At 31.7% G+C, this 26,933-nt stretch carries 19 protein-coding genes; 15 read left to right on the forward strand and 4 right to left on the reverse strand.

Annotation, left to right across the window (positions count from 1 at the left end):
* Positions 1 to 13: 13 nt before the first annotated feature.
* The 3 genes from ACKI5C_RS04755 (at position 14) to ACKI5C_RS04765 (ending at position 7,756) form a co-directional block, all read left to right on the forward strand.
* Entirely contained in the window at positions 14 to 5,545 is a 5,532-nt protein-coding gene (locus ACKI5C_RS04755; RefSeq protein WP_407432058.1) for an Ig-like domain repeat protein, read from the forward strand.
* Between the two features lie 151 nt (positions 5,546 to 5,696).
* Positions 5,697 to 6,689 (forward strand): ketol-acid reductoisomerase, encoded by a 993-nt coding sequence (gene ilvC, locus ACKI5C_RS04760; protein ID WP_407432059.1) that lies wholly within the window; start codon positions 5,697 to 5,699, stop codon positions 6,687 to 6,689.
* Between the two features lie 59 nt (positions 6,690 to 6,748).
* Positions 6,749 to 7,756, forward strand: a complete 1,008-nt coding sequence (locus ACKI5C_RS04765) for a methanogenesis marker 12 protein (RefSeq protein ID WP_407432060.1) — start codon at positions 6,749 to 6,751, stop codon at positions 7,754 to 7,756.
* Between the two features lie 42 nt (positions 7,757 to 7,798).
* On the opposite strand, the gene ACKI5C_RS04770 is transcribed toward ACKI5C_RS04765, so the two are convergent.
* Complete coding sequence (locus ACKI5C_RS04770) at positions 7,799 to 7,996, reverse strand: LSM domain-containing protein (protein WP_296861835.1); 198 nt, start codon at positions 7,994 to 7,996, stop codon at positions 7,799 to 7,801.
* Positions 7,997 to 8,071: 75 nt separating this feature from the next.
* Here ACKI5C_RS04770 and ACKI5C_RS04775 point away from each other — a divergent pair, with 75 nt between their 5' ends.
* Positions 8,072 to 8,215 (forward strand): hypothetical protein, encoded by a 144-nt coding sequence (locus ACKI5C_RS04775; protein WP_296798551.1) that lies wholly within the window; start codon positions 8,072 to 8,074, stop codon positions 8,213 to 8,215.
* Here the strand turns inward: ACKI5C_RS04775 and surE are convergent.
* Entirely contained in the window at positions 8,204 to 8,983 is a 780-nt protein-coding gene (gene surE, locus ACKI5C_RS04780) for a 5'/3'-nucleotidase SurE (RefSeq protein WP_407432061.1), read from the reverse strand. The two genes, ACKI5C_RS04775 and surE, sit on opposite strands and share 12 nt — an antisense overlap.
* Before the next feature lie 107 nt (positions 8,984 to 9,090).
* On the opposite strand from surE, the gene ACKI5C_RS04785 reads away from it, so the two are divergent.
* Together ACKI5C_RS04785 and ACKI5C_RS04790 are read left to right on the forward strand one after the other, a co-directional pair.
* On the forward strand, positions 9,091 to 9,996 hold the full coding sequence (locus ACKI5C_RS04785; RefSeq protein ID WP_407432062.1) for a restriction endonuclease: 906 nt from the start codon (positions 9,091 to 9,093) through the stop codon (positions 9,994 to 9,996).
* A 348-nt stretch (positions 9,997 to 10,344) separates the two neighbouring features.
* Positions 10,345 to 13,692, forward strand: coding sequence for a right-handed parallel beta-helix repeat-containing protein (locus ACKI5C_RS04790; protein WP_407432063.1), 3,348 nt, complete (start codon positions 10,345 to 10,347; stop codon positions 13,690 to 13,692).
* Between the two features lie 217 nt (positions 13,693 to 13,909).
* Here ACKI5C_RS04790 and ACKI5C_RS04795 read toward each other — a convergent pair whose 3' ends face one another.
* On the reverse strand, positions 13,910 to 14,965 hold the full coding sequence (locus tag ACKI5C_RS04795; RefSeq protein ID WP_407432064.1) for an oligosaccharide repeat unit polymerase family protein: 1,056 nt from the start codon (positions 14,963 to 14,965) through the stop codon (positions 13,910 to 13,912).
* Entirely contained in the window at positions 14,941 to 16,284 is a 1,344-nt protein-coding gene (cfbB, locus tag ACKI5C_RS04800; RefSeq protein WP_407432065.1) for a Ni-sirohydrochlorin a,c-diamide synthase, read from the reverse strand. Before cfbB ends, ACKI5C_RS04795 begins: the two co-directional genes overlap by 25 nt.
* A 150-nt stretch (positions 16,285 to 16,434) precedes the next feature.
* On the opposite strand from cfbB, the gene ACKI5C_RS04805 reads away from it, so the two are divergent.
* From ACKI5C_RS04805 to ACKI5C_RS04845, 9 genes are all read left to right on the forward strand, one after another.
* Positions 16,435 to 16,557, forward strand: coding sequence for a hypothetical protein (locus tag ACKI5C_RS04805; protein WP_407432066.1), 123 nt, complete (start codon positions 16,435 to 16,437; stop codon positions 16,555 to 16,557).
* 119 nt (positions 16,558 to 16,676) lie between these two features.
* Positions 16,677 to 16,823 carry a hypothetical protein gene (locus ACKI5C_RS04810; protein ID WP_407432067.1) on the forward strand — a complete coding sequence of 49 codons (147 nt, stop codon included), beginning with the start codon at positions 16,677 to 16,679 and terminating at the stop codon, positions 16,821 to 16,823.
* Positions 16,807 to 18,246: a hypothetical protein gene (locus tag ACKI5C_RS04815; RefSeq protein WP_407432068.1), complete on the forward strand. Its 1,440-nt coding sequence runs from the start codon at positions 16,807 to 16,809 to the stop codon at positions 18,244 to 18,246. The genes ACKI5C_RS04810 and ACKI5C_RS04815 overlap by 17 nt, the downstream gene beginning before the upstream one ends.
* A 226-nt stretch (positions 18,247 to 18,472) precedes the next feature.
* Positions 18,473 to 20,494 carry a right-handed parallel beta-helix repeat-containing protein gene (locus ACKI5C_RS04820; RefSeq protein WP_407432069.1) on the forward strand — a complete coding sequence of 674 codons (2,022 nt, stop codon included), beginning with the start codon at positions 18,473 to 18,475 and terminating at the stop codon, positions 20,492 to 20,494.
* Positions 20,495 to 20,584: 90 nt separating this feature from the next.
* Entirely contained in the window at positions 20,585 to 21,055 is a 471-nt protein-coding gene (locus ACKI5C_RS04825) for a hypothetical protein (RefSeq protein WP_407432070.1), read from the forward strand.
* A 432-nt stretch (positions 21,056 to 21,487) separates the two neighbouring features.
* Positions 21,488 to 25,096, forward strand: coding sequence for a right-handed parallel beta-helix repeat-containing protein (locus ACKI5C_RS04830; RefSeq protein WP_407432071.1), 3,609 nt, complete (start codon positions 21,488 to 21,490; stop codon positions 25,094 to 25,096).
* Positions 25,097 to 25,196: 100 nt separating this feature from the next.
* Entirely contained in the window at positions 25,197 to 25,484 is a 288-nt protein-coding gene (locus tag ACKI5C_RS04835) for a hypothetical protein (protein ID WP_407432072.1), read from the forward strand.
* Positions 25,485 to 25,760, forward strand: coding sequence for a hypothetical protein (locus ACKI5C_RS04840; RefSeq protein WP_407432073.1), 276 nt, complete (start codon positions 25,485 to 25,487; stop codon positions 25,758 to 25,760).
* A gap of 143 nt (positions 25,761 to 25,903) precedes the next feature.
* A partial coding sequence (locus ACKI5C_RS04845) for a threonine--tRNA ligase (RefSeq protein WP_407432074.1) occupies positions 25,904 to 26,933 on the forward strand: 1,030 nt, incomplete at its 3' end.

Here is a 26,933-nt window from a genome sequence, read left to right on the forward strand (position 1 = left end):
TTCTGATCGCTATGTGCAGACTGGTAATGATGTAACCTTGACTCTTACTAATCTTGCTGCTGGTGAATATCCTGTAAGTGTTATGTTTGGTGATGATGTATATGATGTTAAATATAATGAGACTTCATTTACTGTTGCGAAGGCTGATCCGGTATTTGATATTGCTGCGGATGATGTTGTTTATGGTACTAATGTGACTGTTGTTCCAAGTACTGTTGCTAATGCTGGTGTTGTGGGTTATGCTATTCTTGATAAGGATGGCGTTGTTGTTGCAAGTGGTCCTGAAGATATTGCTGATAACTTTACTGCTAAATTGCCTGCGGGTACTTATACTGTTATTGCTTCATTTAGAAATGCTAATTACACTGATGATGTTGCTGTCCGCACTGTGAATGTTAATAAGGCAGGATCCAATATTACTATTGATGTTGAGTCAATTTATAAAGTTGGTGACGATATTGTTATTCGTTTAACTACTGAGAATATTACGGATTCTGATGCAATCAGTGTTACAATTAATGGCGAAGCATTCAAAGTTGTAAATAATGAAGTGACTATTACTGGTGGTCTTGCTGCTGGAAAATACATTATTAATGCTGTTTTAGCTGGTAATGAAAACTACACTACTTCCAGTGCTAATAGGTCATTTGAAGTAATTAAAAATAATATTACTATTGATTTGACTGCTACTAGTCCGATTTATGCTGTTAATCCTGTTAATTTCACTGCTACTTTAGGTGAAAAGGTTACTGGTGATGTGATATTTACTATTAATGGTGCTTCTTACACTGTACATGTTTCAGATGATAACAAAGCGATTTATGAGTACACTCCTGTTAATAATGAGACTTTAACTGTTGTTGCTACATTTGCTGGTAATGATGAGTATAATTCTAATTCAACTACTCGAAGCTTTGATGTTGAGAGAGTTTCTACAAATATTGATGTTACTGTTAAAGAACCTGTTACTTATGGTGAAGATGCAGTTATCTCTATTGAATTGGATGCTCCTGTTAATAATACTGTTAAATTGACTGTAGATGGTAAAGAGTATAATGTTCCTTTAACTGATGGTAAAGGCGGATTTAATGCTTCTGGCTTAACTGCCGGTCCTCATGAAGTTAACGTAACCTTTGCTGGTGATAATAAATATGTAGAAAGCAATGATACTGCAACATTCACTATTGATAAGGCTGATTTAACTGCTGATGTAATTGCTTTAAATGTAACTGTTGAAGAAAATACCATGTTTGTAATTGATGTTCCTGATGACTATAATGGAAATGTCTCAATCACTGTTGACGGCAAAGTATTGTACAACGACACTGCTAAAATTATTATTGATGCAGATAAGTTGACTGCCGGTGATAAAACTGCTGATGTTGTCTTCTATGGTGATGATAATTATGGTGAATTAACATTGGATGATATTGAATTTACTGTCTCAAGAGTTGTTCCTGAGATTGCTGTTGATATTGATGCTGTGACTTATCCTGATAAGGCTGTTGCTGTAATTAATGTTGCAAATAAAGCAAACGGTACTGTTAACATTACTGTTGACGGTAAAGTCTTTAAAGGTGAGATTAAAAACGGTGAAGGTAGTGTTGATTTAACAGGTTTAAGTGCTGGTGCTAAAGTTGCTGATGTTAAATTCTTCACAAGTGATGATTATAATGATAATGCAACTTCTACTGCTAAATTCAATATAAACAAAGCAAATTCAACTATTACTATTACTGTTGAACCTGAATATGTCTACAATGATACTATCACTATTGATTTAGATCCTAGCTTTGATGGTGTTGTTAATGTGACTGTTAATGGTGTGATTTATCCTGTTAATAATAATCAGGTTGTTATTGATAGAATTGCTGCTGGTGATTACACTATTATTGCTAATTTAGCAGAAAGCCAAAATTACACTGGTGCTACTAATTCAACTACATTTAAAGTTAAACAGGCCGAATCCAATATTACAATTGAAGTTGAGTCTATTTATAAAGTTGGTGACGATATTGTTATTCGTTTAACTACTGAGAATATTACTGATTCTGATGCAATCAGTGTTACAATCAATGGTGAATCATATAAAGTTGTGGATAATGAAGTAATTATTACCGGTGGTCTTGATGCCGGTAAATACATTATTAATGCTGTTTTAGCAGGTAATGAAAACTACACTACTTCCAGTGCTAATAAGTCATTTGAAGTAATTAAACTTAATACTACGATTTTCATATATGCTACTACTCCACGTGAAGTAGGCAGTCCTTTTGATATAGGTGCTGTATTGGGTCATAGTGTTACCGGTGATGTTGTATTTACAATTAATGGTACAAACTACACTGTAAAAATTGTAGATGACTGGATTGCTGTTATTGAGTACACTCCAGTTAATAATGATACTGTTAATGTTGTTGCTACATTCATGGGTGATGATAAGTATAACAGTATTTCAACTACCGGAAGCTTTGATGTTGACAAGGTTGATACTGAAATTGAAGTCACTGTTAAACAACCTGTAACTTATGGTGAAGATGCAGCCATCTCTATTGAGTTGGATGCTCCTATTAATACTACTGTTAAATTGACTGTTGACGGAACAGATTACAATGTTGGTTTAATTAACGGTAAAGGATCTTACAATGTTTCCGGATTAAATGCTGGTCCTCATGAAGTTAATGTGACCTATGCTGGTGATGCTAAATACATTGAAAGTAATAACAGTACAACATTCACTATTGAAAAGGCTGATTTAACAGCTGATGTAACTGGTTTAGATGTCACTGTTGAACAAAATACTTCATTTGTCATTGATATTATCAAAGACTTTAATGGAAATGTTTCAATTACTGTAGATGGTGAAGAATTATACAACGGTCCTGCAAATACCATTGTTGAAGGCATTAAATTATCTGCAGGTGATAAAACTGCTGATGTTGTCTTCTATGGTGACAGTAATTATGATGAATTAACAATAGATAATGTTGAATTCACTGTCTCAAGAGTCACTCCTGAAATACTTGTAGAAATAGATAATGTAGATTATCCAAACAATACAACTGCAACTATTGCTGTTTCCAATAACGCTAATGGAACAGTAGAAATAACTGTTGATGGTAAAAAATACAAAGGAGAAATCAAAAACGGTGAAGGCACTGTTGAATTAACTGATTTAACTGCAGGTGCTAAAGTTGCTGAAGTAGAGTTCATATCAGGTGATGATTATAATGACAATGCAAATACTAATGCTAAATTCACAGTAAATAAAGCCGATACTCCTATTTCATTAGAAGTTGAAGAAGGTCTTGTTGGAGAGTTAACAAATATTACTGTTGGACTTGATGCTCCAGGTATTGTCAGCGTTAAAGTTAATGATACTATTGTTTATGTAGGTCCTGTTAACGACGGAAGCATTGTTATTCCTGTTTCTGATTTGACTAAAGGAGATTATGAGGTTATTGTTGATTATTATGGTGATGAAAATTACAAACCTAATTCCACTAGTAGTTCATTTACTGTAGATAAAAACAGCACTTATAATTTCGATGCTACTCCTACTGTTGAAAATCAGACTCTTATCATTGACATTGATTTACCTGATGATGCTACAGGAAATATTACTGTTAATGTGGATGGTGAAAACATTACCGTTCCTGTTAATGATACTATCAGCTTGGATTTAGATCCGGGTAATCACACGGTTAACGTTACCTATAATGGTGATGATAAATATGAACCAAAATCCAAGGATTTAGGCGAAATTACTATTCCTAAGGTTGATGATTATCCTATTAATGCGACTGTTGTTGATGATGAGTTGATTGTTAGTGTTCCTGAGGATGCTACTGGTAATGTTACTATTACTATTGGTGAGGATGATTATGTTGTTCCTATTGAGGATGGTAAGGCTGTTTTAGATATTTCTGGTTTGGATCCTGGTGATTATGTTGCTGATGTTACTTATCCTGGTGATGATAAGTATGGTCCTAATTCCAATTCTACTGAGTTTACTATTCCTAAGGTTGATGATTATCCTATTAATGCGACTGTTGTTGATGATGAGTTGATTGTTAGTGTTCCTGAAGATGCAACCGGTAATGTAAAAGTCAATATTGGTGATAAAGATTATACTGTTCCAATCAAAGACGGCAAAGCTGTTTTAGATATTTCTGGTTTGGATCCTGGTGATTATGTTGCTGATGTTACTTATCCTGGTGATGATAAGTATGGTCCTAATTCCAATTCTACTAAGTTTACAGTTCCTAAGATAGATAATTATCCAATGAACATGACAAATACTGATGATGAATTGGTTGTTAGTGTTCCTGAAGATGCAACAGGTAATGTAAAAGTCAATATTGATGGTAAAGATTATACTGTTCCAATCAAAGACGGCAAAGCTGTTTTAGATATTTCTGATTTACCGTCAGGAGAACATGATGTAATCGTTACATATCCAGGTAATGATAAATATGCTCCAAAAACAATCAAAGGCGTTATTAATACGACAGTTTCTCTTATCATAACTGCACCGGATGTTGTAAAATATTATAGTGGACCTGAAAGATTTATCGTTTATTGTACTGATGATAAAGGAAATAATGTTGACGGATTAACTATTAATATTACAATACATGGTGTAACCTACACCAGAACAACTTCCGACGGAAAAGCTTCAATTGCATTGACTTTAAATTCAGGTAATTACATAGCATTAGTTGAATTTGGTGGTAAAGATAAGTTCAAACCTCAAACTTTAAATGCTACTGTTGAAATTTTACCAACAATTTATGCAAAAGATGTATTTAAAGTATTTAGAAATGGAACTCAATACTATGCATTATTCACTGATGGTGAAGGTAACCCATTACCTAACATTAATGTTACATTCAATATCCACGGAGTATTCTACACAAGAACTACCAATTCTACAGGTTGGGCTAAATTAAATATTAACCTTCTTCAGGGTAAATATATTATAACGGCCTTTAACCCGGTTACAGGTGAATACCGTTCTAACAACGTTACTGTATTTACCTTAATTGTTGCTAGTGATTTAACTAAATATTTCAGAAACGAGTCACAATTCATTGTTCGTGTACGTGGTCCTGATGGTAATTGGGCTAAAGCTGGTGAAAAAGTAACATTCAACATACATGGTGTATTCTATACTCGATATACTAATGAAACAGGTCATATTAAATTGAATATTGGTCTTGAATATGGTGATTATATAGTTACAACTTATTATAAGGATGCTGTTGAAGCAAACCATATTAAAGTTCTTCCAAGATTAATTGTATCTGATTTCGTAATGACTTATGGAGACGGATCCGAATTTGTTGCGAAAACTCTGGATGGACAAGGTAATATTGCTCCATATCAAAAAGTTTCATTTAACGTTTTCGGAGTATTATATGATCGCATTACAGACGGTAATGGTGAGACTAGATTAAAAATACCTCTTCCTCCGGGAGAGTATTTAATGACTTCCGTTTATATGGAAGAGATACACGCAAATAAAGTTACAATTAAGGGATAATTATTTCCCTTTTCTATTTTTTTTAAATTAAATATTTCATCACAAAAAATCTAATTTTTTTTACTGAAACTAGTTAGTTATTTAAATATTAAAAACTATATTATATAATGATAAATTTTATCTAATTATATATAATAGGAGACGTTATAAAATGAAAATGTATTATGATGCAGATGTAAATACAGATGCACTTGAAGGAAAAACCATTGCTGTAATCGGTTATGGTTCTCAAGGTAGAGCACAATCCAGAAACATGGCTGATAGTGGTGCTAACGTAATTGTTGGTGTTCGTGAAAACGGTAGTTCTTGGGATTTAGTACAAGAAGACGGCATGACTGTTAAAACTATTGAAGATGCAGCTAAAGAAGCGGATATTATCCACATCTTGCTTCCGGATGAAATCCAACAGAAAGTATACAATGAACAAATTGCACCATATGTCGAAAGTGGAAATACTATTTCATTTTCCCACGGATATAATATTCATTTCGGCTTAATTGACCCGGCTGAAGATGTTAATATTGTTATGTTTGCACCAAAAGGACCTGGATCAATGGTAAGAAGAACTTACGAAGAAGGATTCGGAATTCCTGGTTTAGTTGCAGTTGAAAGAGATTCTACCGGTGATGCATTGCAATTAGCATTAGGTATGGCAAAAGCTTGTGGTTTAACTAAAGCTGGTGTTTTAGAAACTACTTTCAAAGAAGAAACTGAAACTGACTTATTCGGTGAACAAACTGTTTTATGTGGTGGTATTACTGAATTAATTAATGCAGGATTTACCACTTTGGTTGAAGCTGGATACCAACCTGAAATCGCTTACTTCGAAACCTGTCACGAAGTAAAACTCATCGTTGATTTAATTTATGAAAAAGGTTTTGCTGGAATGTGGCATGATGTAAGTAACACTGCTGAATATGGTGGTTTAACCAGAGGAAAAAGAATCATTACTCAAGAAGCAAAAGATGGTATGAAACAAGTTTTAACTGAAATTCAGGATGGAACCTTCAAAAAACAATGGGCTGATGAAAATGCAACTAACGGCGCTAACTTAAAAGAAATGAGAGCTGCTGAAAGTCAAAAAGACATTGAAATTGTTGGTGAAAGATTAAGAAAAGCTTGTGGATTACAAAAAGATGATTAAATTCATCTTTTAACTTTTTTTTACTTTTTTTTATTAATTATATCTATCGGGGGTTTTGTATGGTTTTCATTGGAATGGATCACGGTACCACCGGAATCTCTTTTTGTTTAATGGATGATGATGAAAATATTTTAGATATTTTTAAAATTGGTAGGGAAGATTCTAAAAGCGGTAAGGTATCTGCTGTTGAAGAATTGTCAAAAAGATGTGATTTGGATTCTGTTAAGTTGATGGCAATTACTTATTCAATGGGTGATGGTATTAACAAGATTTTGCCTGCTGATAAGGTCAAAGACAGAGGTATATTATCCATTAACGGTGCGGGTAAAGTTACCGGCGGCGGAACTTCAGTATTTTCCGAGCTTGAAAATTCAAACATTCCAAGCATTATGATACCTGGTCTTCACAGGCATTCTACTTCATTAAACGATTTATTTAATGCAGCTTATTCTCATCAAGCAAGTCCTGAGAAGGTGAGTATTTCATATAATGCAATCAAGGAAACAAATTGGAAAAATTTCATCGTTGCAGATATATCATCAAACAGTGTTAACATATTAATTGAAGATTCTAAAATTAAAGGGGCAATTGATGCCTGCCTTGGGGCAATGGGAATTGTACATGGGCCACTTGATTTAGAAATGATACGTGATATTGATGAAGGAAAACGTACTGCCAATGAATGCTTTTCACATGCGGGTGCAATAAAAATTGCCGGTATTGACGGAAAAGTAGCTAACATGAAAAATCAGCTTCTTGAAAATTATGAAAATGGAGACGAAAAAGCTAAACTGGCTATCGATACATTAATAATGACTGTTGCGATGGAAATTGCAGGATTGGATGTGGTTTGTGAAAATGAAATAGACGGAATAATTCTTACAGGTTCCGTGGGCAGTGCAACAGAACCATTTAACTTCCAGGATGAAATCAACAAATACTTTAAGAATAAATATGAATTAAAAATAATTTCAAAAGAATCAGGAGCTATTGGTGCAGCTCAAATTGCCCGTGATGTTTACAAGGGTAAAAAGGATATTTTAGGTATTGAAGTTGATTTATCTTAAATTATCTTTTTTTAATATTTTTAAAAGGTTAAATTGGTGAGGTTATTCTTTTAAACTTACAAAAACTATATTTCCACCTTTTAAAGTTTCAATACCATTTTCGTTTTCTATAACTATGTTCAAATAATTATCAATAGCAATAATTTTTCCTTCAGCCTGATTATTATCTCTTAATTCAACTGTCACATTTTTGTTTTTAAATTGGTTAAATAATCTGTTTACTTGGTCTTTATCTGTCATATTTTTCAATCCCTTTTAATGTATATATTAATTATATTTTTTAAATTTATATACTTTAATGTTTAATATAATATTATGTCAATTAATCAATTAGAAAGCAATTTAGAAGCAATTACCCGAACAATTGCGCAACTTAAAAAAGACGGATGTACTGATGAGAAAATCTTAAATGAACTTTATGAGGAACGTGATAAAATTCTTAAGGATTTAAATCTCTAAAAAATCTTTTAATACTTTTAAATCTCCCGTTAAATCTATTTTTAATGGAGTTATAGTAGATTTTTGTGAAACTTTTAGTTCGTAACCGTCACTTCCTTTTTCATCAGATGTGTAAGGCTCTCCGCCTATCCAGTAATATGGTTGTCTTCTGGGATCCAGTCTTTTTTCCATTACTGGAGTATACATTCTTTTTCCTAATTTTACAACTTCAAATTCATCGTCTACAGGATTTTCAGGAATATTAACATTTAATAAATCAATCCCTTCAGGCAATCCTTTTTTCAGCACGATTTTTGCTAATTTATTAAGCATTTTTTCCGCAAAGCTAAAATCAACGTCTACAGCTCCGTTTTCAAATTTTATATGATCTTTTGTTACTTCTTGAGAAATGGCTATTGTCGGTATTCCAAAACTGGCTGCTTCAATAGCGGCTCCAATAGTTCCGGATGTTGTTAATTCTGCTTGACCTAAATTAAAACCCGTATTTATTCCGGATATCATTAAATCAGGTTTTTCATTAAGTATTTGAAATAGTCCTATTGTTACTGCATCGGTTGGTGTTCCGCTAACTCCATAGGCAATACTTCCATCTTTCAAACATTTTTCATTTACTCTTAATGGCTCATATAAGGTTAATGCATGACCAATTCCGCTTTGTTGTGTCTCAGGAGCTACAATAACTGTTTCACATAAATCTTCAACAGCTTTTTTAGCAGAAAATATTCCTGTTGCGGTTACTCCGTCATCATTAGATATTAAAGCTTTCATAGTATTACTTATTGTTTTTCAAAATATTAAAATTTTTACTAATAATAAACTTTAATAATAATTTAATTTATAAATTAATATAGGATGAAACATGTGCAGGTGGAATTTTGGAAAAAGCACAACTGATTAATTTTATAGCTAAAGTATTGGAGGATTCAGGTTTTAAGGTTTATAAGAACTTTAAGACATCACAAAGGGTTATTGATATATATGCTGTACTTCCAACAACAATTGGTGATTTTGGTGTTGTTATGGCATGTAACAATTATGATAAAGAGTTTCAGGTAGGAATTGATTTATTAAAAGAAATGGAAGATGCTGCTGAAAGCTTAAAAGCTTCAAAAGTAGCTGTTGTAACTTCTGCATACTTTGACAATCAAGCTACTAATTATGCTTTGAGAAAAAATATTAAATTGGTTGATAGGGATAATTTAACCGAATTGGCTAAAAGATATCAAGATAACTCTCAACAAACTACTTTGGACAGTAATGATTATTCAACCCGTGATGTTTCATATATTGAAGACGAATATCCTGAATATACTTACGATGCCTCTGATATGGAGTATATAATGCGTAGAAGGGATGAAAATCCTATTGTTTATAAAAATACATTATATCCTCTAACTGATCAAGAACGAAATTCATCTAATCCAGTTTCCTCATTTTTAAATAGGCGTAAAAATAATAATAGTGGATTATATCCTGCAGATTTATACAATCGTAATTATAATAGAGGTCCATCATGGTTTGATCGCCTGCAGCCAATTTTAAGCAATCCTTTTGCTGTAATTGCTTTAGTTGTAATTATTTCATATTTATTATCCTATTTATTTGGTAATGTTTTAAAAATGAATTATGGTATAAGCGGATTAATTGAAATGATAGTTGCTTTAGCTTTATCATACGGTTTAACGTTTATATTTGTGGATAGATCAAAATTCTTTATTACTCGTGGAACTGTAATATTCTTTATTTCACTTATAATATTGATTATTTTAATATTTATCTAATTTTTTCTATTTTTTTCAGATTTAATGTATACTATATACAAAATATGCAAGCATGTGCTTACATTAATATACTATGAATGATGTAGTTTACATTATATCATTTGGGAATCATCTATCATGTTACAATTTTATTATTGTATTTTTAGTGAAATAATGATATAATAATATATATTAGGTAATATGGATTAATTCAATTGTTTTCATGGGCATTTACATTTTAAGGTGATAAAAAGTTTTTTTTTAAAAAACTAGTGTAAGTAAGTGCTTACTGTCGGAAAATAATTTATATTAACCAATGAAAAACGTTAAAACACTATGGACAAATTCCATAAATGAGGAGATATAAAAATGAATTACAAAAAAATAATATTTATTTCAATATTTTTATTGCTTTTATCAGTTGCTGCAGTTTCAGCTAGTGATTTAAACAATAATGATGTAATAGAATCATCTGATGTTGGTGATTCTTTAGTAATTGGAGATTCTGTTGTAGGATCTTCAGAAATTCAAAATTCTGAAATTTTGACTGCATCTGTAGGTTCTTTTGCCGATCTTCAAAAGGAGATTGATAATGCGCCTGCAGGATCTGTTTTAAATTTAACTAGAAATTATAATGGTCAGGAAGGTGCTGTAATCCAAATAAATAAAGATTTAACTATTGATGGACAAGGACACACTATTGACTGTTTAAAAAAATGTCAGGCATTTGATTCCAATAATGGAACAATAACATTAAAAAATCTTAATATTATTAACGGATTTGTAGATAATTGGCTTGGAAATGCAAATGGTGGTGCTCTATTTATTCAGGGTACTGCACAATTCACCATAGATAATTGTACATTTAAGGATAATTATGCTGATGATACCGCTGGAGCAATATATGAAATTGCGGATGGAGATTTAATTATCAAAAATTGTATATTCCTAAATAATCAAGCTGATGATTCTACCTGTGGAGCTGTATTCTCTTCTGATGGAAATTTAAAAATTTATAATTCTGTATTTGAGAATAATCATGCCTCTACCTATGGTGGGGCTGTATACTATTATGGTCAATCTATGTCATTATATGTCGAGGGATGTTCGTTTAAATCTAATAGGGTAGAAAATAATGTGCCTCATAGTTATTCTTTTGGTGGAGCAATTTATGCAAAATGTAAAGATTTCTATATAACTAATTCCTCATTCAATGATAATTATGCTGAAGATTATGGTGGAGCAGTATATTTCAGTCATTATTATGAGGATAATGGTAGTTTATATATAGATGTTAATTGTTCTACAAGCTCTTCTTTTTTCTATAATTCTGCTGATGATAATCAAGGGGGAGCTATTTTCTCAGAGTCCAATGTATTTGCAGAAAATACTAAATTTTCTCATAATTATGCATATGCTGGTGGTGGTGCTATTTATGCAAGTTTTGATCCAAGTTATTCTACTCTTGATAAAGAAAAAGTCGATGTTCATCTAAAAAATTGTTCTTTTGAATCTAATAAGGCTTCTGATGCTGGTTCTGAGTGTTATGGTGGTGCAATTTTTTCTAATAACATTGTAACAGTTGATAATTCTACCTTTAAGGATAATATTGCTGAGGATTATGGTGGTGCTATTTGTGCTAAAAATGTTTTTGTAAATTGTAATGATGATATTGGTGAGTTTTCTTCTTTCTTTATTAATAATAGGGCTAATACTAATGATGGTGGTGCTATTTATACTGAGGATGGTAGTGTTACTATGGTAAATACAATACTTTCCGGAAATTATGCTAATGTTGATGGTGGTGCTATTTATAGTAATCATGATGCAAATCTAAAACATTGTTTGTTTGATTCTAATACGGCTCTGGGAATTACATCTCAGTGTTATGGTGGTGCTATTCGTGCAAAAAATGATGTAACTGTTGATAATAGTACCTTTAAGGATAATTATGCTGATGATTATGGTGGTGCTATCTATGCTAAAAATGTTTTTGTAAATCGTCATGATGATATTGATGAGTTTTCTTCTTTCTTTATTAATAATAAAGCTGATGATAATAAAGGTGGTGCTGTTTATGCTGATGATGGTAGTGTTACTATGGTAAATACAGTACTTTCTGGAAATACAGCTGAAGTTGATGGTGGTGCTATTTATTGTGGTTATAATATTAATGTAAATCATTGTCTGTTTGATTCTAATAAGGCTGAAGGAGCATTATCTCAGTGTTATGGTGGTGCTATTTTTGCAAAAAATGATGCGGTAATTAATAATAGTACTTTTAAAGATAACCATGCCGATGATTATGCTGGAGCGGTTTATGCAAATAATATATATGTTAATAATAATCAAGGTTCCAACGAAGCTTTTAATTCATTCTTTATTGGTAATAAGGCAGGAGATAATGATGGTGGAGCGTTATATTCATACTGTGATACCCGTGTAAAAAATGCTGTATTTACTGGAAACAAGGCTTATGAAGACGGTGGAGCTATTTTTTGCTGTGATAATGCATACATAACTCACTGTTTATTTGAATCAAATATTGCAGATGGTGCTAAATCTGCTCAGTGTGAAGGTGGAGCTATTCACTGTAAAGATGATTTAACTGTAGATAACTCTACATTCAATAAGAATTATGCTGGAGATTATGGTGGAGCAATCTATGCAGATACTTTAGCATTAAGAGGACATTCCTATTTTGACTCAAACACCGCATATGATAATCAGGGTGGAGCAATATGGGTTAACATATTTAGAGAAGATGTAAAATATGCCACATTCACTAACAATAAGGCTGGTGAAGGTGATAATGATGATGGAGGTGCTATATACATTGATGATAAAAACTCACTTACATTTTCACAATGTGTCTTTATTAACAATCATTGTAAAGATGAAGGAGGCGCAATTTATTTAGATTCAAGCGGTTCTACATTGTCTTTAAAAAATAATATTTTTGTCTCTAATTCTGCAAATGAAGGACAGACTGTATATAATTGCGGTGAATTCGCTTCAATTAATGAAAATTGGTGGAGTAAGAATCCTTCAGAAAATAATGACCAATTAATTGAATGGAAACCTTGGCCACGATCAAATGTTCACCATACTGATAGTAATCCTTTGAAATTTACTTTTAAATTATCGGCCGATTCTTGTCAGGTAAATGACTCAGTAATAGCAACTCTTTCATTTGTTCGCCCTAACGGAAATCCTTCTGGGGAAATGAGAACTGAGTACTTTTCATTATCATCCCCACATGAAAATATCGTATTTTCTGATAGGGAAAACTATACAAACTATGTAAATATAACGGTATCTCCTCAAAAGGCAGGAAACTACCTTATTCATGGAAATTTATTTGGCGAATCAATAGCAAGGATATTATCTGCCGATGGTAGTTCTCCATTTGGTTTTAATAATGATGCCAATTATCCAGACATATCTGATAATTCTGGTAGTGCTATTGCTAACAGTGCATTTGTTAGGAATGTATATGATGGTAATGCACTTGCTGGTAGTGCATTTATTGGCAATGTATTGGATAATAACCAAACTAGAAATAATGCATCTGTTGAAAATAATCAATCCAATAGTAATGCACCGGTTAAATCTGTCAGTCAATCAGGAAATTCAAATAATTTGATTTATTGGGCATTGGCATTAGTGATAATTGCATTATGTGCCATTATAGTTTGGAGAAAAATGAAAAATTAATATTTTAATTTTTTCTTTTTTCTTTTTTTTCACTATTTTTTTAAAATTGGTGTATGAACGATATCTGTTGTTTTTTTAATCTAATGACATTCCTTTTTTTCTAGAAAAAACACTTCATTAAATTAAAATATTATAAATCACTATCAAAATAATTAAATGTTTCTTTAATATTAGTTAAAGATTCATAAAACTTGAAAAATTGAAAAGTTTACATATATCACTCTTTTTTCAATTCTAATACTATTAAAATTAATCCGAGCAAATATAAAAACCATATCATTATGTCAGTCGGGCCTGTTTCAATCCAGATTAATGTATGGGTTAATATTATTGAATATATTCCAATTCCAACACCTTTTTTAGCAAATGTGTGGATTATTTTTATAAATGTTCCCATAAACAGCATTTGAATTGTAAGGCCGATATAGCCAAAATCAAGCATTACTGGTCCAAACATTGTTGAAGTCAGGCAGACATCATAGTGGAGGACGTAATTTCCTATAAAAGATCTTGGACTTCCTGAAGAAAATATCATGGATAATATGTGGCCGTGCGTAGTTCCAGCCAGTGGAATGATTTTTTCAAATACCTCCTGTGTAAATGCTGCCCTGTAAAATATTAGCTCGATAGGATTCAGTGTCCAGTGTTGTGTAGCAATTGATTGGGATGCAATATATCCTACTGCAATCCCTCCAAGTGCAATTATTGCAACGAATAGAATGCCTATTTTATGAGAAATCTTTCCAATATAATACATTGTAATGAATACGCTAACCAGTATTCCAATGACAGATGTTCTATATCCGTTAAGCCCAAAAATCAATGCTCCAAGTAAAACCAGTAATAAATATTTCCGATTATAATATTTGGCAAGTAATATATTTATTAAAATTAAAAATAATGGATATGCAATTCTCCAAAGATTAGTAGTTGCGTTTGATTTTAAAACACTATTAAATAGCGGTATACCCCCCAGTAAAATCATATTAAGGCTTTGTAAGATTAGAGCAACTATGATAAATATCACTAAAATTTTCTCGGATAGAAAAGAAATTTCTTTAGTTTTTTCTATTGTAAACTTTTTCGACGTGATAAAAGCAGCTATTGCAAAAAGCATTGCTGCAAAAATTATTGTCAGTATTGTTTGTGTATTAAGCGGGTCTTCAAATCTATAGTTGAATGATCCAATATAACCCATAACTAAAAAAACCAGAATAGCTATCGGGATGATATATGGATGAAAAAAATCTATTTTTCTAGCGCTGAAAGACATAAGTTTCCTCCAAAGTTAGGCATTGCAGCTACATGTGTGTGAACATAGCTAGCCAGAGTATTTTTTTCCATAAATCCGTCCTGAAAATTATAAGATCCTTTTCCACGAGTTATTTTAAATGCAAAATCATGTTTTGGCTTATCTACTATTACTTTTGAATAGTGGAATTCATGTCCGTGGAATACTTCTCCTTTTTTGGAGATAATATTGTCCTGCTGGACTTCGGCAATTGTATACTTCAGTGCCTGTACACGGTCTGTTAAAACTGCCTTGTAGGGATATACATTTACCTGTGCATCATCATGGATTGACTTCATAAGATACATTAAACCACCACATTCAGCAAATATAGGACGTTCATCCAAGTGGAAGTTCCTGATGTCTTTAAGCATATTTTTATTATCTGATAGTTCTTTTGAAAACAGTTCAGGATATCCTCCGCCAATGTATAATCCGTCGATGTCCGGCAATTGCTCGTCATTCAGTGGTGAGAAATATTCAACTTTTGCCCCATTCGCTTCCAAGGATTCTATATTTTCCTTATAATAAAAGTTAAAAACTTCATCGTATGCAACACCAATCTTAACTTTTTTGGAATTTAGTTTATTCCATATAGGTTCCAAATCAGAGTTAATTTTAGGAGCTGTTTTTGCAATTTCAACCAATCTGTCCAGATCAATGGAATTTTTAATGGTTTCACACCATATGTCAATAAATTTCAGTGAATTTTCTCTCTCACGGGCAGGAACAAGTCCCAAATGCCTTTGTTCAATTGAAATGTTATCGTCCCGGATAATCCCTCCAATAACTTCAGTATCTGTTATTTCTTCAATTGATCGCTTGGTCTTTTCATAGTGGGCTTTGTTTTTAACTTTGTTCAATATAACTCCTGCAATATTTATTTTAGGGTCAAGTGCCTTAAAGCCCAAAACCAATGCAGCAGCACTTTTTACCAAACTTCTGGAATTTATGATTAAAATAACGGGAGCTTTAAGGGATTTTGCAATTGATGCAGTACTTCCAATATCATTGATTGAATCAATTCCTTCATAAAGTCCTCTGACACCTTCAATAACTGCAATATCTTTATCAACCATAGCTTTATTGTAGGAATCCCTAACCTGTCCATCATGCATAAAAAAAGAATCCAGGTTTCTGGATGTATTTCCAGTAGCTAATGTATGATAGGAAGGGTCAATATAATCAGGCCCTACTTTAAATGGTTGAACATTATATTTTTCTGATAAAGCTTTCATAATTCCAGTTGCAATTGTAGTTTTTCCAACTGCACTGCCGGTTCCTGCTAAAATTATTCTCATGAATAATAATTTATTTTGATTATATATTATTTTTTTGAAATACTATTATTTAGGACAAAATATCCATGCAAGTACTTACAGTTAAAATATAATGAAAAATTTATATTACATTAACCTATATATATTTATTAATATTTGGGGATTGAAAAAATGAATTTTAAAATGATTATTGTTATTTCATTATTATTTATTTTGTCCTTAACTGCAGTTTCAGCGACGGATTTAAATAATACTCAAGAAACTGATTTGTCATTGGTTAATCAGATTCTTTAGAAAGTGTTTTAACACCGCATCCATTTTCATCTCTTCAAAATGAGATTAATGATGCTCCTGCAGGGTCTGTTTTAACTTTAACTAGGGATTATAATGGGCATGCCAATGGTTTTATCCATTTGGATAAGGATTTAACTATTGACGGTCAAGGTCACACTATTGATTGTTTGGGTGAAAATAATTGTTTTGCATTTTATTCAAAGGGAGGGTCTATAACTTTAAAAAATCTTATAATAATCAACGGCCATCATGTTCATCAAAAATGAAAATTGGATTACTTTTGAAAGCTGTTTGTTTGTAAATAATCATTGTACTGATGAAGGTGGAGCGATTTATTTGAATTCAAACAATTCTCATTTAACTTTAAAATATAATATTTTCATGGGCAATGGTGCAGATGATGAAGGACAAAGCATATTTAACTGCGGTTACTATGATTCAATATACAATAATTTCTGGGGAGGTAAAAATCCTAGTTCAAACAATGATCAACTGATTGAATGGAAAGCTACATTTTTCCAAAAGAATGTTCATCACAGTGATAGTGATCCTTTAAAAATGGATTTCACATTGAATGTGGTTGATTGTCCAATAAATGACATATTTAATGGTGTTGTACATTTCTATAAATCCAATGGACAATTACCTTCTGGAGAACTTACCGGCACTAACTTTATTAATTTTACTGCAAGTCCAAATATTGAAATTATTGACAAATTTTATGGTAAAACTCGGGCTGATGCTACATTTGCTCCTGATAAGAGTGGTAACTATACAGTCACTGCTTCTTTATTTGGCAATTCCATTTCAAGAAAAATTAATGTATTCGATTTTAAAATTATTGCATCGGAGATTACTACATTTACTAATGTACCTCAGACATTTAAAGTACATCTTGAAGGGGATAAATCACACACAGCTAATCAAAAGGTTAGAGTTAGTTTCTTTAAGGCTTATGATTTAATCACTGATGAAAATGGTGATACAAACATAACTTTCAATGAATTGAATCTTGATAGCGGAAGTTATTTGGTTAAAGTGTCTTCCTGCGGTTTTACAGTTAATTCCAGTGTTAATATCATAACTACAATTTTTGCTGAAGATGTTGTTCAAGTTCGCGGTGATCATGTTACTTTCAAGGCCCAATTCACAAATGTTAAAGGTGAATTTCTGAAAAAAACAACGCAGGTTCAATTTGCACTTGATGGTAATCCATATTATTCACTTATTAAAGATGAAAACGGTAATGCATTGGTTGATTTTTTTTCATTAACTCGTGGTGAACATAAGGTTTTAGTCACAAATCCTGAAAATGGTGAATACAAAACTCATAGAATTGTAATTCTTGCAGGATTTGGCAGTGAAAATGATTATACAACTAATCAAAGCGAAGATTCCCATAGCGTTGCTTTATCTAATGAAAATCGATTAAACAATAATATATTGGTTGTTAATCCTGTAGATGCACTGACAAATTATTTAGTTAATGATGTTGGCATCTTTAATAATGTTGAATTAGATAATGTTGAATCATATGATGATTTGGACAACAAATCAAAAGATAATCAAATTAGTAAATCAATTACTCAATCCAAAACAATTTTAAATAATAATAATCTGTATTTAGTATTGTTATTGGTATTGATTGTTGCTTTAGGTGCATTTTCAATTAGAAAAATGAAAAAATAATTATAATTATTTCTTTTTTTCCTATTTTTTATAATAGTATCGGGTTGTTTCATAGATTAATCGTTTAATTTCTTTTAAATGAGGATTAATAGCTTTATCTTATATTTTTTTTAAAGTTTTTTTTACTATTACTTTATATATTATGAAATATATATTTTACATAATCTTTGTGGTGGGTATTTTTTACGCCCTGTCTGATATTTATTAAAGAATGAAGGTAAAAAGGATGTTTAAAAAAATTATTCTTATTTCGTTATTGTTGTTTGTTTTATCACTATCTGCTGTTTCAGCGGCTGATTCGTATGATGTAGATAATTCATCATTAACTACTGATGATTCAATTTTGGGAAATGCTGATATTCAATATCCGGAAATAAGCCTTCCTAAAGGTAGTTTTCATGATCTTCAAGAAGAGATAAATAATGCTCCTGTAGGTTCTGTTTTAAATTTAAATAGGGATTATGTGGGGACTGGAGGCTATAGAATTCATTTGGATATAAATTTAACCATTGATGGTCATGGCCACACTCTTGATTGTTTAGGCGGGAATGACTGTAGTGCATTTAATTCAGAAAGGGGCACTATAACATTGAAAAATCTTAAAATAATTAATGGGTATAATGATTATTCTTATATGGGCGGTGCTATTTTCATTAAGGGTTCTGCACAATATACGCTAGAAAATTGTATTTTCAATAATAACTGGGCTGATAATTATGGTGGAGCAATATATAATGGAGTTAATAAATCACTTACAATTATAAACTGCCAATTCAATAATAATGAAGCAGATGATAACGACGGCGGTGCAATATACTCTCGAGGGGATGTAATTGTTATGAATTCCTCATTCATATCTAATAGAGCATGTGATGTGGGTGGAGCAATTTTTTGTGAGAATAAAAATTTAATTATTGATAACTGTACTTTTAAAGATAATCATGCCGGAGATTCTGCTGGTGCGATTCGTGCTAATAAGATATATATTAATTTTAATCAAACAGTCCAATCATATAATTCTTTTTTTATTGATAATAGTGTCGATAGTTTACTTTCAGCTCTAGACGCTGGAGCAATATACGGAATTATGTTGTATTTAAAAAATGCCGTGTTCACTGGAAATCATGCATATTGTACTGCTGGAGCAATCAGTACGGAATTTATTAACTGTACGAATTGTTTATTTGAATCCAATGATATAAAATCTTTACACGGGGGAGCAATATATGTTCATAATAGTGTAAGTTATTTTCAAAATTCCATATTTAATTCTAATGTTGCTGACCAATATGGTGGGGCTGTTTACAGTACTGGAGATTTATTTATAGATAATTGTACTTTTTATAACAATTTTGCTTCTATGGAGGGTGGTGCTGTTCGTGCTAAAAATGTTTATATTAACACTAATCCGGGTAATGTTTCTTGTTTCAGTACTTTTATAAAAAATTCTGTATATGGTTATACAATGGATTCAAATGATGGTGGAGCAGTATTTGCAGAGGAAGATGTAAAAATGGTCAATACTTATTTTAATGGAAATTCTGCTAAAGTTGATGGTGGTGCCGTTTTCTGTGAAGGAACTTTAAATGCTGATAATTGTTTTTTCGAATCTAATGAGGCAAAAGGTTCTATTTTTCAGTGTTATGGTGGTGCAATTCGTGCGGAAGATGATGCAATAATAAATAATTGTACTTTTAAGGATAATTATGCTGAGGATTATGGTGGTGCTGTTTATGCTAAAAATGTATATATAAATAAAAATCAGGATTCTGATGATTTTAATTCTTTTTTTATTAAAAATAATGCGGGAGATGATAAGGGTGGAGCTGTTTTTGCTGAAGATAATGTAAATGCAGTAAATACAATGTTCAATGGAAATTCTGCTAAAGTTGATGGTGGTGCTGTTTATGCTGAAGACAATGTAAATGTAAAACACTGTTGGTTTGAATCAAATCAGGCTAATGGCGCTAAATCTACAACTTGTTACGGTAGTGCAATTCGTGCGGAAGATGATGCAACAATTAATAACTGTACATTTATAAAGAATTATGCCGAAAATAAGGGTGGGGCAGTTTATGCCTCTAAAGTAATATTAGAAAATACTCCATCTTACTTTGAATATAACACTGCTAGGGATTATGGCGGAGCGATATACACTAACAAATTTGATAAGGATGTTAAATATGCAATATTCATCAATAATAAAGCTGAAACTGAAGACGGTGGGGCAATATACATTAATTCATAAAATTGGATTACTTTTTCACAATGTGTTTTTGTAAATAATCATTGTGGTGATGAAGGCGGTGCCATTTATCTGGATTCAAGCAGTTCCCATTTGACTTTAAGATATAATATTTTCAGAGGCAATAGTGCAGATGATGAGGGACAAACTGTATATAATTGTGGAAATTATGATCAGATAATAAATAATTTCTGGTGCGATAATAATCCTTCATCCAGTAATGATCAATTAATTGAATGGAAATTTTTGGTATCAAATGCACATCACAGCGACAGTGATCCTTTAAAAATGGCATTGGATTTTACTTCAGATTGCAATGTGAACCAAACAATCACCGTAACTTTACGCTTCTGTCAAGGTAATGGAAATTCTTTTATTGGCAGACTTTTCGATTTGGAGTCAGTGTTATTCAATTCTAATCCTGAACTTGTATTTAAATATAGGCAGATTATTTCAAGTGATGTAATGACATGGATAACTCCCCAAAATGAAGGAATATATATTATATCTGCCAATTTGTATGGTTATACTGTATCAAAAGAGTTAGTTGTTTCACGGGACTAATCGATTTTTTAAATGTAAAAATTCAACCGAGCTAGAATTTTTTAATAATCACATAAAATGAATATTTCTACATTTTTTTTGAAATCTCATCTGTTCGGTACAAAATATCCATGCAAGTACTTACATTAATATATGATGAATAATATAGTTTCCATTATCTTATATATATGTTATTTGTGGATGGGTATATCATTGTTTTAAACAGAGTAGCTAGAAAAAAACATTTCTTCCTATTTCTTTTTTTTAACAATAATTTTTTATCTAATCATGATTTAACTTATATATTGTATTATAAATTATTATTAATGCGATAAAATTTGTATTTTTTAAAAAATAATTGAAAGTAAGTACTTACATGCGGAAAAAAACATATATAAATAAATTATAAACATAATAACATTATGGATTAAAACCGTAAAAAAAGGCGATATTATGAATTGTAAAAAGATTGTAATTATTTTATTATTATTGATTTTATCATTAACGGCTGTTTCAGCTGCTGATTTCAATAATGTCACAGAATTATCTGCTGATGCGGATGATTCTATAATTGTTGAAGATTCATTTTCAGAATCTTCCGAAATTCCGGATTCATTAGTTTCAAGTAATTCAGCAGGTACTTTCACAGATTTACAAGCATTGGTAAATAATGCATCTGCAGGCTCTGTTTTGGAGTTAAATATGGATTATAAGGGGGATAAAAATGCTAGAATCCAATTAAATAAAGCTTTAACAATTGATGGTAAAGGTCACACAATCGACTGTTTAGAGAAAAGCGGGTGCAGTGCATTTTATTCAAATAGTGGAACTATCACCTTAAAAAACCTTAAAATTATCAATGGTCACAATGGTAACACTGATAAGGGTGGTGCTATTTACATTACCGGTTCTGCGCAATATACCATTATAAATTGTACATTTGAAAATAATTGGGCTGATGACTATGGTGGAGCTATATACAATGAGGGATACACACTCAGAATCAAAAACTGTACATTTAACTCTAATGAAGCAGATGATCAAAGTGGTGGAGCAATATCTTCCAAGAGTAATTTGTATATTGAAAATTCAAAATTTATTTCTAATTCAGCTCAAATATATGGTGGAGCAGTATATGCCCTTTCATCATTTGAGGTTTATAATTCTGTATTTGAATCCAACAGAGCTGATGAGCATACTGGTGGAGCGATATATAATCATGAAAATCTTAAAGTTGTAAATTCAACATTTAGGAAGAATTCTGTAGAGTGGATTGGTGGAGCAATTTCATCTTTTAAAGATGCACATATTTATGGCTGTTTATTTGAGTCCAATAAGGCTGATGGGGTGATTGTTAATGATGTTTATGGTGGAGCTGTAAATTGTGGTGGAACATTATATATTGATAATTCAACATTTAAAGATAATTTTGCTGATGATTATGGTGGTGCAATAGCTGGTAATGAAATATATATTAATTATAATCAGAATGCAAATCAGACTTTTAACACTTTCTTTATTAATAATGAAGCTGATGATGATACGGCTGGTGCAATACATGCTAGGGAAAAACTGTATGTGAAAAATACAGTATTTTCAGGCAATAATGCATATGTTGATGGTGGTGCAATTTATGCAAAGGATGATGTAACTGCAGTTCACTGTTTATTTGAGTCCAATAAGGCTGATGGTGCTGTATCTCAGTGTTATGGTGGTGCAATATGTTCAAAAGATAATGATGTGTATATAGAAAACTCTACATTCAAAGATAATTATGCTGAAGATTATGGTGGAGCTATTTATGCTGATGCAGTAAATATTAATGTTAATCAGGCTTATCCTCAGGCTTTCAGTTCTTTCTTTATCAATAATAAAGCAGGGGATAATAAAGGTGGAGCAATCTATGCGGAAGATGATGTTAAAGCAGTAAATGCTGTATTTTCTGGCAATTATGCTGAAGTTGACGGGGGTGCAATTTATTCGGAGGATGATGTAGCTGTAAATAACTGTTTATTTGAGTCCAATAAGGCGGATGGTGCTACATCCCAATGTTATGGTGGTGCAATTCGTGCCGATATTGTGGATGTAGAAAATTCCACATTCAAGGATAACTATGCTGAAGATTATGGTGGAGCAATCTATGCAGATAGCGTATCTATTAATGTTTTCCAGTCCAGTCAACCTTTTAATTCATTCTTTATCAACAATAAAGCAGGGGATAATAAAGGTGGTGCGATTTATGTTGATGATGGTGATATTATAGCAAAAAATACGGTATTTTCAGGTAATAAAGCTAAAGTTGATGGTGGTGCTATCAACGGAGATGACAATGTAGCTGTCACCCACTGTCTATTTGAAAATAATAGAGCAGAAGGGGCTAGTGTAATGTCCTGTTATGGTGGAGCATTTTGTGCACATGATAATGCATATGTTGACAACTGTACATTTAGAAATAATTATGCTGAAAATGAAGGTGGAGCTATTCATGTAAATTATTTACAATTAATTAACACTTGTATTTTTGAGGGTAACACTGCTCGTGATGATGGTGGTGCAATTTGGACTGATATCATGAATGGTGATGTTTCACGCACTATTTTCATTGGTAATAAAGCTAAAACCGGAGATGGCGGTGCTTTTTATATTGATAATGAGGATGAGGTTATATTTTCAAGTAATGTCTTTGTAAATAATACCTGTGGAGATGAAGGTGGTGCAATTTATGCAGATGACATGGACTCTAAGATAAGTTTAAAATATAATATTTTCATAGGTAATGATGCTGGAGATACTGGAGACTCAGCATATGTCTGCGGTAACTATAAGGATATAATTAATAATTATTGGGGCGGAAAAAACCCTAGTAAGAATAATGGTCAGTTGATTGAATGGATGCCTTTATTTGTACCAAATGAACATCATACTGATGAGGATCCTTTAACAATGAGTTTAAGAATGGACAGTACTGCCATTGTTGGTGAAACTGTTACTGCAACCCATGTATTCTATAAATCTGATGGAAAACAATCCACTGCTCCGATTTTAAATGATGGGGTTGTTTTTGATGTAGGTAGGGCTGACTTAAAAGATATTAGGATTAATGAGTATTCCGTTTCTGCTGATTTTGTTCCGCCAGAAGAAGGGTCATATGTAATATCTGCTGATTTGTATGGTCAATCCATTTCAAAAAAATTATCCGTAACCGGTATTAAAATCATTGCTGATGATATAATAGCTTATTATGGTGGTTATCAGACTTTAAAAATACATTTGGAAGGAGATATCATTTCAAAAAAAAGAGTTGATGTTTCATTTAATTCTAAACATTATGTGGAATATACCGATGAAAATGGGGATGCTAGTGTATTGATTGACAGTTTGCCTGATGCTCTTGGAAATCATGATATAGAAATCAATGTTTTCGGCATAAATACAACCTCAACAATTACTATTTTATCAACAATTGATGGGGACGACTTTACTGCGGGTTATGGAAATAATTCCCAGTATAGTATCACATTTAAAGATAAAAACGGTGAAAATTTAAAAAGTGGCTTTTTAATCAGATATCAATTTGATGATTCCGGATTCAAAAATGCATTTACTCAAGATGATGGTCTCGTATCATTCGATATTTCTTCATTAACTCCTGGAGAACACAACCTCACTGTAATTAATATGTTAACTAAAGAAAATATGACTTATACTGTTGAAATTATGCAATTAGTGGGTGGTATTTTAAATAATGATAAAAATAATCAACCGAATCATGCATCTTATGAACCGGCAGATGTTGTGTCTCGAGAAAATCAACAGAGTAATTTTGCATCTTCAAATAATGATCTATCATATTATGGGAATGTTGTTGAATTTTTACCGGCAAATGTTGTCGACCAATTGAATACGGCTAACGGTTCTGCTGATGATAATCAATCAAATAATAATCCAGTAAAATCCATTAATCAGGCAAAAACATTTTTAAATAATAATAATTTATATTGGATATTGTTGCTGATATTGTTGGTTGTTTTGGGTGTATTCTTAATTAGAAAAATGAGATAATAACTTATTTTTCTATTTTTCTTTTTTTTTTAATATGCAATTAATTCATAAATAAAATTATTTATAGTGTGTACAATATACTTTATAATAAGGTGATATTTTGTTAGAACAATATGTACCATTTATTTGGTTAATTATTTTTGGAAACATTGAAAATCTTATCTTAGCTTCACAGGGGGTTGTTGCTGGGGTTAATTCTAAGATTTTAGCTGGTTTAAGTATTATTATTGTAATTTTGTGGTTGATTTTAGGAACTGTAGCTACAGACGTGGCCATGCAATATGCTAATGTCATAACATTCATAGGTGGGCTTGCTATATTTATATTAGGTATTCAGGCTGTTGTTGAAGCTGTTAAAAACATCAGGGCAGGTAAAGGAGGTAACTAAATGGTTAATTGGAAAGATTATGCTCCTTTTACTGGTTTGCTTATTTTTGGAAACATTGAAAACCTTATCTTGGCTTCACAAGGGGCTGTAGCTCAAGTTGATCCTTTTATTTTAGGCGGTTTAAGTTTAATTGCTGTAATCATCTGGTATTTAATGGGAGTTTATGGAACAAAATTGGCTATAAAATATGCTGATTATATTGAGATAATCGGTGGTGTAGCTATTATTATTTTAGGTATTCAGTCTATGCTTGAAGCATTTGGTATTATATTTTAAATACCATTATTTCTTTTCTTTTTTTTCTTTTTATTATTAATTAAAAAATAATTTTTTTTCAGATTCTAAATTTTTCAATCATTTTTAAATCAATTTTATATAATATTAAAAATAAAAATTAACTCATAATATATGGTGGTCAAATGAGAATATTGTTAATTCATTCTGATTATTTAAATTATAATGTAAAAAAGAAAACACCTGTAGCTGAAGAAATCGAAGAAGCTAAACATGACGGCTCATTTGATGATTCTTTAGTAGTATTTACAGCTGTTGAAAAAGAAGACGAAGACAATCCGCAAGGTATTGTTCAAAATCTAGTTAAAGAAGTTTTAAAAACCAATGACCAAGTTAATGCAGAAAATATTGTTTTATATCCATATGCTCATTTATCTTCTTCATTAAGTTCACCAAAAGTGGCAGTTGAAATTTTAAAAGATGCTGAAGCTGCTCTTTTAGCTGAAGATTTAAATGTTGTGAGAGTACCATTCGGATGGTATAAGGCATTTGAAATTTCCTGTAAAGGTCATCCATTAAGTGAACTTTCAAGAACAATCACTGCAGATACAGAAGAAGAAAAAATTGAAAGAAAACCTTCAAAATGGCAAATTCTGGAAGGAAATAAAATTACTGAAATTGAAGACTTTAACTTTGAAAACAAAGCCTTCAAACAACTTGTAGATTATGAATTAGGTCAGGGCGCATCCGATGAAGGTGAACCTCCTCATGTTAAGTTAATGAAGGAAAAAGAAATCTGTGACTATGAACCGGCATCTGATGTAGGTAATCTCCGCTGGTATCCAAAAGGAAAATTAATCAGAGATTTATTGGACGATTATGTTTATAATTTAGTTGTTGATCGTGGTGCAATGCCTGTTGAAACTCCAATTTTCTATGATTTGGATAATCAGGCAATTTATGAACATGCATACAAATTCGGTGAAAGGCAATACAGAACCGACACCAAAAAGAATCTCATGCTTAGATTTGCAGCATGTTTCGGCGCATTCAGATTAATGTCCGATTCATATCTGACCTGGAAAAATTTCCCGGCTAAAATTTTCGAATTAACCAGATACAGTTTCCGTTATGAGAAAAAAGGAGAAGTGGTTGGACTTAAAAGATTAAGAGCATTCACAATGCCTGACTGTCACTCATTCTGCTGTGACGTCC

The organism is Methanobrevibacter sp., assembly GCF_045646045.1.
GTDB lineage: Archaea > Methanobacteriota > Methanobacteria > Methanobacteriales > Methanobacteriaceae > Methanocatella.